This window comes from Cellulosimicrobium sp. GQ32 (assembly GCF_059758455.1).
This window is the reverse complement of record NZ_JCAXEP010000018.1, coordinates 47,213-54,389: the sequence shown is the minus strand read 5'-3', so window position 1 is coordinate 54,389 and position 7,177 is coordinate 47,213. Positions and strand designations below refer to the sequence as shown.

At 72.4% G+C, this 7,177-nt stretch carries 8 protein-coding genes; 3 read left to right on the top strand and 5 right to left on the bottom strand.

Translation table 11 applies throughout. The features are described 5' to 3' along the window. Positions 1 to 112: 112 nt before the first annotated feature. From AC6CH9_RS20325 to ctaC, 3 genes are read right to left on the bottom strand one after another with little or no spacing between them, the layout of a single operon-like run. Entirely contained in the window at positions 113 to 511 is a 399-nt protein-coding gene (locus tag AC6CH9_RS20325) for a cytochrome c oxidase subunit 4 (RefSeq protein WP_047234280.1), read from the bottom strand. Then, positions 508 to 2,331: an aa3-type cytochrome oxidase subunit I gene (gene ctaD / locus AC6CH9_RS20320; RefSeq protein ID WP_498156520.1), complete on the bottom strand. Its 1,824-nt coding sequence runs from the start codon at positions 2,329 to 2,331 to the stop codon at positions 508 to 510. Before ctaD ends, AC6CH9_RS20325 begins: the two co-directional genes overlap by 4 nt. Beyond that, positions 2,331 to 3,251: an aa3-type cytochrome oxidase subunit II gene (gene ctaC, locus AC6CH9_RS20315; RefSeq protein ID WP_498156519.1), complete on the bottom strand. Its 921-nt coding sequence runs from the start codon at positions 3,249 to 3,251 to the stop codon at positions 2,331 to 2,333. The genes ctaD and ctaC overlap by 1 nt, the downstream gene beginning before the upstream one ends. 400 nt (positions 3,252 to 3,651) lie before the next feature. Between ctaC and AC6CH9_RS20310 the strand changes: the two genes are divergently transcribed. Together AC6CH9_RS20310 and AC6CH9_RS20305 are read left to right on the top strand one after the other, a co-directional pair. Next, positions 3,652 to 4,797, top strand: coding sequence for a cysteine desulfurase family protein (locus AC6CH9_RS20310; protein WP_498156518.1), 1,146 nt, complete (start codon positions 3,652 to 3,654; stop codon positions 4,795 to 4,797). Continuing rightward, a complete protein-coding gene (locus tag AC6CH9_RS20305) occupies positions 4,794 to 5,057 on the top strand; it encodes a sulfurtransferase TusA family protein (RefSeq protein WP_498156517.1) in 264 nt (87 codons plus the stop codon). The genes AC6CH9_RS20310 and AC6CH9_RS20305 overlap by 4 nt, the downstream gene beginning before the upstream one ends. Before the next feature lie 101 nt (positions 5,058 to 5,158). On the opposite strand, the gene erpA is transcribed toward AC6CH9_RS20305, so the two are convergent. Next, positions 5,159 to 5,509 carry an iron-sulfur cluster insertion protein ErpA gene (gene erpA, locus AC6CH9_RS20300; RefSeq protein WP_047234275.1) on the bottom strand — a complete coding sequence of 117 codons (351 nt, stop codon included), beginning with the start codon at positions 5,507 to 5,509 and terminating at the stop codon, positions 5,159 to 5,161. Between the two features lie 191 nt (positions 5,510 to 5,700). On the opposite strand from erpA, the gene AC6CH9_RS20295 reads away from it, so the two are divergent. Continuing rightward, positions 5,701 to 5,940: a VOC family protein gene (locus AC6CH9_RS20295; protein WP_498156516.1), complete on the top strand. Its 240-nt coding sequence runs from the start codon at positions 5,701 to 5,703 to the stop codon at positions 5,938 to 5,940. 13 nt (positions 5,941 to 5,953) lie between these two features. On the opposite strand, the gene AC6CH9_RS20290 is transcribed toward AC6CH9_RS20295, so the two are convergent. Next, positions 5,954 to 7,174 (bottom strand): glycerate kinase, encoded by a 1,221-nt coding sequence (locus tag AC6CH9_RS20290; RefSeq protein ID WP_498156515.1) that lies wholly within the window; start codon positions 7,172 to 7,174, stop codon positions 5,954 to 5,956. Positions 7,175 to 7,177: the final 3 nt, after the last annotated feature.

Sequence of the window (7,177 nt, the reverse complement as noted above, 5' to 3'; positions counted from 1 at the left end):
TGTCACGAAGAGGTGGCGCGCTACGTCGTCCGGGCAGGCCGACGGAACGACGAACGGCCCGGTCCCCTGACGGGGATCGGGCCGTTCGGACGGCGCGAGGACGCCGGGTCGATCAGTGGGCGTGCTGGCCGCGAGAGAACTCGAAGACCCAGCCGACGAGGGCGACCGCGGCGAGCGCGATCCCGACGTAGACGAGCCACCAGCCGACGGCGAGACCGAGGAAGACGATCGCCGCGGACCCGGCGATGGCGAGCGGCCACCAGCTCCACGGGGCGTAGACGCCCTGGTCGCCGGCTCCCTGCTCGATGAGACCCTCGGGGTCGTCCTCGGGCCGGGCGTCGATGCGCTTGGCCGTGAGCATGAGGTAGGCACCGATCATCGCGACCAGCGCACCGGTCAGGAGGATGGCAACCGACCCGACGGGCTCCCAGTGGCTCCAGAAGCCGTAGACGAGCCCTGCGGCGATGAAGAACGGCGTCCCGTAGAGGAACAGCTTGTACTCGACCTTCACTTCCCGGCCTCCTCGTCCGTCGTGCCCGTGCGGGGTTCGTCGACGATCGTGGTCGTCGTGGAGTCGCTCGCGGTCTCCGCGCCGCTCAGGCGGTCGAGCGCGACGCTCTTCTCGCCCCGACGGTCAGCCTCGCCGTAGACCTTCTCGAGGACGTTCGGGCTCGGCTCGGCGTGGTCCATCGCCGCGACCTCGGGGTGGTGCAGGTCGAACGCGGGCGACTCGGAGCGGATGCGCGGCAGCGAGGTGAAGTTGTGCCGCGGCGGCGGGCTGGATGTGGCCCACTCGAGCGAGCGGCCGTAGCCCCACGGGTCGTCGACCTCGACCTTGGGCGCGTTGCGCCAGGTCGTGTAGACGTTCCAGAGGAAGGGCAGGGTCGACGCGGCGAGGATGAACGCCCCGACCGTCGAGACCTGGTTCTCCCAGGTGAAGCCGTCCGACGGCGCGTAGTCCGCGTAGCGACGCGGCATGCCCTCGACGCCCAGCCAGTGCTGGATGAGGAACGTCGTGTGGAAGCCGATGAACAGCAGCCAGAAGTGGAGCTTGCCGAGACGCTCGTTAAGCATGCGGCCGGTGAACTTGGGCCACCAGAAGTAGAAGCCCGCGAACATCGCGAACACCACGGTGCCGAACACGACGTAGTGGAAGTGCGCCACCACGAAGTAGGAGTCGGACAGATGGAAGTCCAGCGCCGGGCTCGACAGGATGACGCCCGTCAGGCCGCCGAAGAGGAAGGTCACGAGGAAGCCGATCGACCACAGCATCGGTGTCTCGAACGTGAGCTTTCCTCGCCAGAGCGTGCCGATCCAGTTGAAGAACTTCACACCGGTCGGGACCGCGATGAGCATCGTCATGAACGCGAAGAACGGCAGCAGGACCGCGCCGGTCACGTACATGTGGTGCGCCCACACCGTCACGGAGAGCGCCGCGATCGCGATCGTCGCGTAGACGAGGCCCTTGTAGCCGAAGATCGGCTTGCGGGCGAAGACCGGGAAGATCTCGGACACGATGCCGAAGAACGGCAGCGCGATGATGTAGACCTCGGGGTGCCCGAAGAACCAGAACAGGTGCTGCCAGAGGATCGCTCCCCCGTTCTCAGGGTTGAAGATCTGGGCACCGAAGCGCCGGTCCGCGCCGAGCGCGAAGAGCGCGGCAGCCAGGGGCGGGAACGCCATGAGCACGAGGAGGCTCGTGATGAGCGTGTTCCACGTGAAGATCGGCATGCGGAACATCGTCATGCCGGGCGCGCGCATGGTGATGATCGTCGTGATGAAGTTGACGGCGCCGAGGATCGTGCCGAAGCCGGCGAGCGCGAGGCCGAACACCCACAGGTCTCCTCCGAGACCCGGACTGAACGTCGTGTTCGACAGCGGGGCGTACGCGAACCATCCGAACGAGGCCGCACCCTGCGGCGTGAAGAAGCCGGCCGAGGCGATGAGCCCGCCGAAGAGGTAGAGCCAGTACGCGAACATGTTCAGTCGCGGGAACGCGACGTCCGGCGCACCGATCTGCAGCGGCATGATGACGTTGGCGAACCCGGCGAACAACGGGGTCGCGAACAGCAGCAGCATGATCGTGCCGTGCATCGTGAAGAGCTGGTTGTACTGCTCCTTGCTCTGCACGAGCTGGATCCCGGGCTCGAAGAGCTCCGCACGGATCACGAGGGCCATGAGGCCGCCGATGCAGAAGAAGATGAACGACGTGATCAGGTACATGTACCCGATCGTCTTGTGGTCGGTGGACGTGACCCACTTGATCACGGTCCGACCGAGGGTCTGCCGCCGAGGGGCGAGACCGGGGATGACTTCGGCCTGCGCGACCATCAGTGCTCACCCTCCGTGCTAGCAGTGACGGGGTTCGGGTCCTGGAGGCGGCTGAATCCCTCCACCGGGATCTGGCCCTCCTGCCCCTTCTCGCGGAGTGCCTCCATCTGCGCCTCGAACTCGGCGCGGTCGACGATCTCGACGTTGAAGAGCATCCCGGAGTGGTGCTCGCCGCAGAGCTCGGCGCACTTGCCGGCGTAGACGCCCTCGCGCTGCGGGGTGACCACGAACTCGTTGGTGCGGTGCGGGATCATGTCGAGCTTGTAGAGGAACGCGGGGATCCAGAAGGAGTGGATGACGTCGCGCGAGTCCAGGACGAACCGGATGCTCTCGCCCGCGGGCAGGTACAGCGTCGGGAGCGCCTCGGACGTGCCGGGGGCACCGTCGATCTCGGCGTCCTCCGTCATGGTGCCGCCGACGTCGGCGAGGTGCTGGCCGGTCTCGTAGACGTCCTCGTCCACGTAGTTGAAGTCCCAGCTCCACTGCTTGCCGATGACCTGGACGGTCATGTCGGACTCCACGTCCTTGTCCACGATCGCGCTCATGTCGCGGTCCGTGTAGAAGAACAGGACGAGGACCATGATGATCGGCACAGCCGTGTACATGATCTCGAGCGGCAGGTGGTACCGCGTCTGGATCGGGAGCCGGTGGTCGTCCTTGCGCTTGCGGTAGGCGGCGACGCACCACAGCATGAGGCCCCACGTGATGATGCCGACGATGAGGGCGGCGATCCACGAGCCGGTCCACAGCGACGTGATCCGGGCGGTCTGGTTGGTCACCTCCCCGTCCTCGTAACCGGGCAGGAACCCGCGCTGGACCGTGTCGCTGGCGCAGCCGGACGCCACCGCAGCGACGGCGACGGCGAGGGCCGTCGCCCGCAGGATGGTGCGCCGTGTGCGGCTAGGGGGTTGCGAGTGCAAGGGGGGCCTTTCACGTCACGTCCTGCCCGAACCCGTCTTTACGAGCCCAGCACAGGACCTTCGTCCTCGACACACGAAGCCTAGCGCGGGATTCCGCCCTTCGTGGCCCGGAACGCGCTGCGGACGGGCGAGATGCGGCACACGTCCTGGCCGGTCAGCGCGGGTTCACCACACCCACGCCAGGTCTGTCAGATCCTTGCCACACCGACGTACGACCCGGCGGAGCGGTACCGTGCCGGTGGAGCGTCCGGACGCGCGCCGACACCCCGTCGCGGTCCGCGCGAGCGCAACGATCCGACGCCGCGCGGGAAGCCGCGACGCGCCCGCCCGGGTGCGACCGGCCGACTCACCCGGCCCGCACCGTGCCCTGCGACGCGACCGCCAGCACCCTGGAGACCATGTGACACACACCACCCCCGATCGCCGGGTCCGCCTCGACAACGGCGGGCGTGCGCCCTGGCACCCGCTGGCGCGCGAGGCCTTCGACCGTGCGCTCGACGACGGTTGGGCCGACCCCCGCCGCCTGCACTCGGAGGGCCGCCGTGCCGCCGCGCTGCTCGACGGCGCGCGCGAGGCCGTCGCGGCCGCGCTCGGCGCGCGGACGGAAGAGGTGGTCTTCACCGCGAACCACACGGCGTCCCTGCACACCGGGGTCGCGGCGCTCGCCGGCGGCCGGGCGCGCGTCGGACGACGCGTCCTGGTCGGTGCGGTCGAGCGTGCCGCGGTCCTGCACGCCGCCGAGCACGGCGGGCTCGAGCGCGTGGTCGTCGGCGTCGACCGCGCCGGTCGGGTCGACGCCACGGCGATGTCCGACGCCGTCGCACGACCGGGCGTCGCGCTCGCCGCGCTCCAGCTCGCCAACGGCGAGGTGGGCACGCGCCAGCCCGTCGTGGCGGTGCACGAGGCGGCGCGCGCCTCAGGTGTCCCCCTGCTCGTCGACGCGGGAGCGAGCGTGGGTCACGACGACGTCCCGCAGGCGTGGGACGCGCTGGCCGCCGACCCTGCCGACTGGGGCGGAGGTCCCGGCGTCGGGGTCCTGGCGGTGCGGTCCCGCGTACGACGGCTCAGCCCGTTCCCGGAGGACCCCGACCCCTGGGCGCCCGGCGGGGTGTCCGTGCCCGCGGCGTTCGCGGCCGCCGTCGCGCTCCAGGCCGTGCTGGCGGACCGCGAGGCCGAGGACGCGCGGCGGCGCTCGCTCGTCGACCGCGTCCGCGCGCGCGTCGCCGAGATCCCCGACGTCGAGGTGGTGGGCGACCCGGTCGACCGCCTGCCGCACGTCGTGACGTTCTCGTTCCTCTACGTGGACGGCGAGGCGCTGCTGACGGACCTCGACCGCGAGGGGATCGCCGTCGGCTCGGGCTCGGCCTGCACGTCGAGCACGCTCGAGCCGTCGCACGTGCTGGCCGCTATGGGGGTCCTCACGCACGGCAACGTGCGCGTCGCGCTCGACCGGTCGACGACCGAGGCGGACGTCGACCGCCTGCTCGCCGTGCTGCCCGGGGCCGTCGCCCGCGTGCGCGCCACGTTGGGGGTGCAGGGCCTGTGACGGACGAGGCCCCCGAGGTGGTCGACGCGCGCGGGCTGCGCTGCCCGCTCCCGGTGATCCGGCTCGCCGCGGCGGCACGTGACCGGCCGCCGGGGACGCGCCTCGCGGTGTGGTCGACCGATCCCGCAGCACGCCTCGACGTCCCGGCCTGGGCGCGGATGCGCGGCCACGCGGTGGTCGGCGAGGAGCCGCTCCCCCGGTCCACCGAGACGGGCGACGCCGCCGACGCCTGGGCCATCACGGTCGAGCTCGGCGCCTGACCAGCCCGTAGGCCGTCCCGACGACGCGAGCCCGGCCACCCGCAAGGCGGGTGGCCGGGCTCGTACGGTCGTGACACGGCGTGCGCGGCACGCCGGGCGGGTCAGCTGAAGGAGCCGCCGCAGGCGCAGGCGCTGCCCGCGTTGGGGTTGTCGATCGTGAAGCCCTGCTTCTCGATCGTGTCGGCGAAGTCGATCGTCGCGCCCTCGAGGTAGGGGACGCTCATCTTGTCGACCACGACCTCGACGCCGTCGTAGTCGCGCAGCGCGTCGCCGTCGAGCACGCGCTCGTCGAAGTAGAGCTGGTAGATCAGGCCGGAGCAGCCGCCGGGCTGCACCGCGACACGCAGGCGCAGGTCGTCGCGACCCTCCTGCTCGAGGAGGGTGCGGACCTTGTCCGCGGCCCCGTCGGTCAGGTTGACGCCGTGCGTGGCAATGTCGGTGGTCTCGCTCATCTCGTCTCCGCGCTGTCGGGGGCAGTGCTGCCCCGGTGGTGGCCGGCTTCTACGGACCTCTCGAGAGAGATCCCGTCAGGTCCTCAACACCACTCGTGCCGGTCGTGTTCCCGAGTCTACGACCACCTGGCGACGTACGGTCGAAAGGAGCCCGTGCCGCACCGGTGGCGCGGCCTGCCGACGGGAGACGCATGGACCGGTCGCTGCACCTCGTCACGGTCGCGCCGCGCGACCTCGACGCCGCGCGGAGCTTCTACGGGGCGCTCGGTCGGACCGCGCAGCTCGACGTGCCCGGCGAGATCGTCTTTCAGGAGGGCGAGTTCGGCGGTGTCTGCCACGCCCACGTCGCCGACCCCAACGGCCTGGTGTGGGAGGTCGCGCACAACCCGGCCCGGTCCGTCCGCGCGGACGGGACGGTCGACCTCGGCTGAGGCACCGCCGTCGTCAGCCGCGCGACCACGTGCGTGCGACACGTTCCACGAGGGCGCGTGGGTCGCTGTCGCCCCAGGCGTACGCGCCGCTGAGCCCTGCCGCGGCCTGCTCGCGGCGGCCGGCCACCACGGTGCGCGACACCACGACCACCGGGAGCGCGTGCTGGGCGGCCCGGGCCGCGACCTCGTGCACCGTCCCCTCCCCCAGCTCGTGCGCCCCGAGCTCGTCCGCCAGCACGACGACGACGTCCGAGCCCGCGAGGCGCGCGTCGAGGCCCAGGTCGTCGGCGACGACGCGCAGCGCGGGCACGAGCCGGCCGCCCAGCGCCACGACGGCATGGGCGAGCCCGCCCCCGCTCCCGGCCCCCGGAAGGCCCGCAAGCCGACGGCCCGCCGTGGACGCGGCGAGGAGGTCCCGCCCGGCGAACGCACCCTCGGGTTCCTCGTCCTCCGCCGCCGCGCGGTCGACGGCGGACGCCACGTCGTGCGCGATCGCGCCGAGCGCGCGCTCGAGGTGCTGGGCCACCGCCGGGTGAGCACCGCGGGCGTCGAGCGCCGCGCTCGCCCCGTGCAGCCCGAGCAGCGGGACGTCGGACGCGACGGCCGCCACGAGGTCGGTGCCGCCGAGCGCGGCGCGTGCGGCGCGCACGACGTCCGCCGGGACGGCGGTCGGGGGTCCTCCTTCGCGCTCCGGCGCCCCGGCGAGCGCCAGGAGCGCGCCGAGCCCGCCGTCGTGGCTCGTGCTCCCACCGGTGGCGAGGACGAGCCGCCCTGGCGCCCCGTCCGGTCCGCGCGCGGCCTCGGCCGCGAGCGCGAGGAGGTGCCCGACGGCGGTCGAGGACCGCCCGGGCACGGCGACGGGTCCCGCCACGAGCTCGAGCACCTCGACCGCGCCGGCCGCGGGCACCTGCGAGGCGTCGACGTAGACGGTCCGGCGCGCGCCGATGCCGTCGCCTCCCGGCGTCCGACGGCGGACCGCGACCGGGACGTCACCGCCGCCCGGCCCCGGGACCACCCCGGCGAGGACCTCGGACGCGACGGGCGAGACCGCGTCGAGGAACGCCGGCCCGGACGCCGCGAGAGCCACGGTCTCGACCGTGGCGTGCGGCGCCCACCAGCCCGCGACGTCGTCGAGCGTCGGCCCGGCGGGGGCGGGTGGCGACGGGGTCTCCCCGGCCGGCCACGCGCCGTCGGGCGCGGGCGGGACGGCGGACCCGGTGAGCAGCACGCGCATGCC

What these genes read in the sequence shown, in the direction of transcription:
- erpA (WP_047234275.1), bottom strand. Translation starts at nt 5,509, where the DNA reads ATGAGCGAGACCACCGACATTGCCACGCACGGCGTCAACCTGACCGAC.
- ctaD (WP_498156520.1), bottom strand. Translation starts at nt 2,331, where the DNA reads ATGGTCGCGCAGGCCGAAGTCATCCCCGGTCTCGCCCCTCGGCGGCAG.
- AC6CH9_RS20295 (WP_498156516.1), top strand. Translation starts at nt 5,701, where the DNA reads ATGGACCGGTCGCTGCACCTCGTCACGGTCGCGCCGCGCGACCTCGAC.
- AC6CH9_RS20290 (WP_498156515.1), bottom strand. Translation starts at nt 7,174, where the DNA reads ATGCGCGTGCTGCTCACCGGGTCCGCCGTCCCGCCCGCGCCCGACGGC.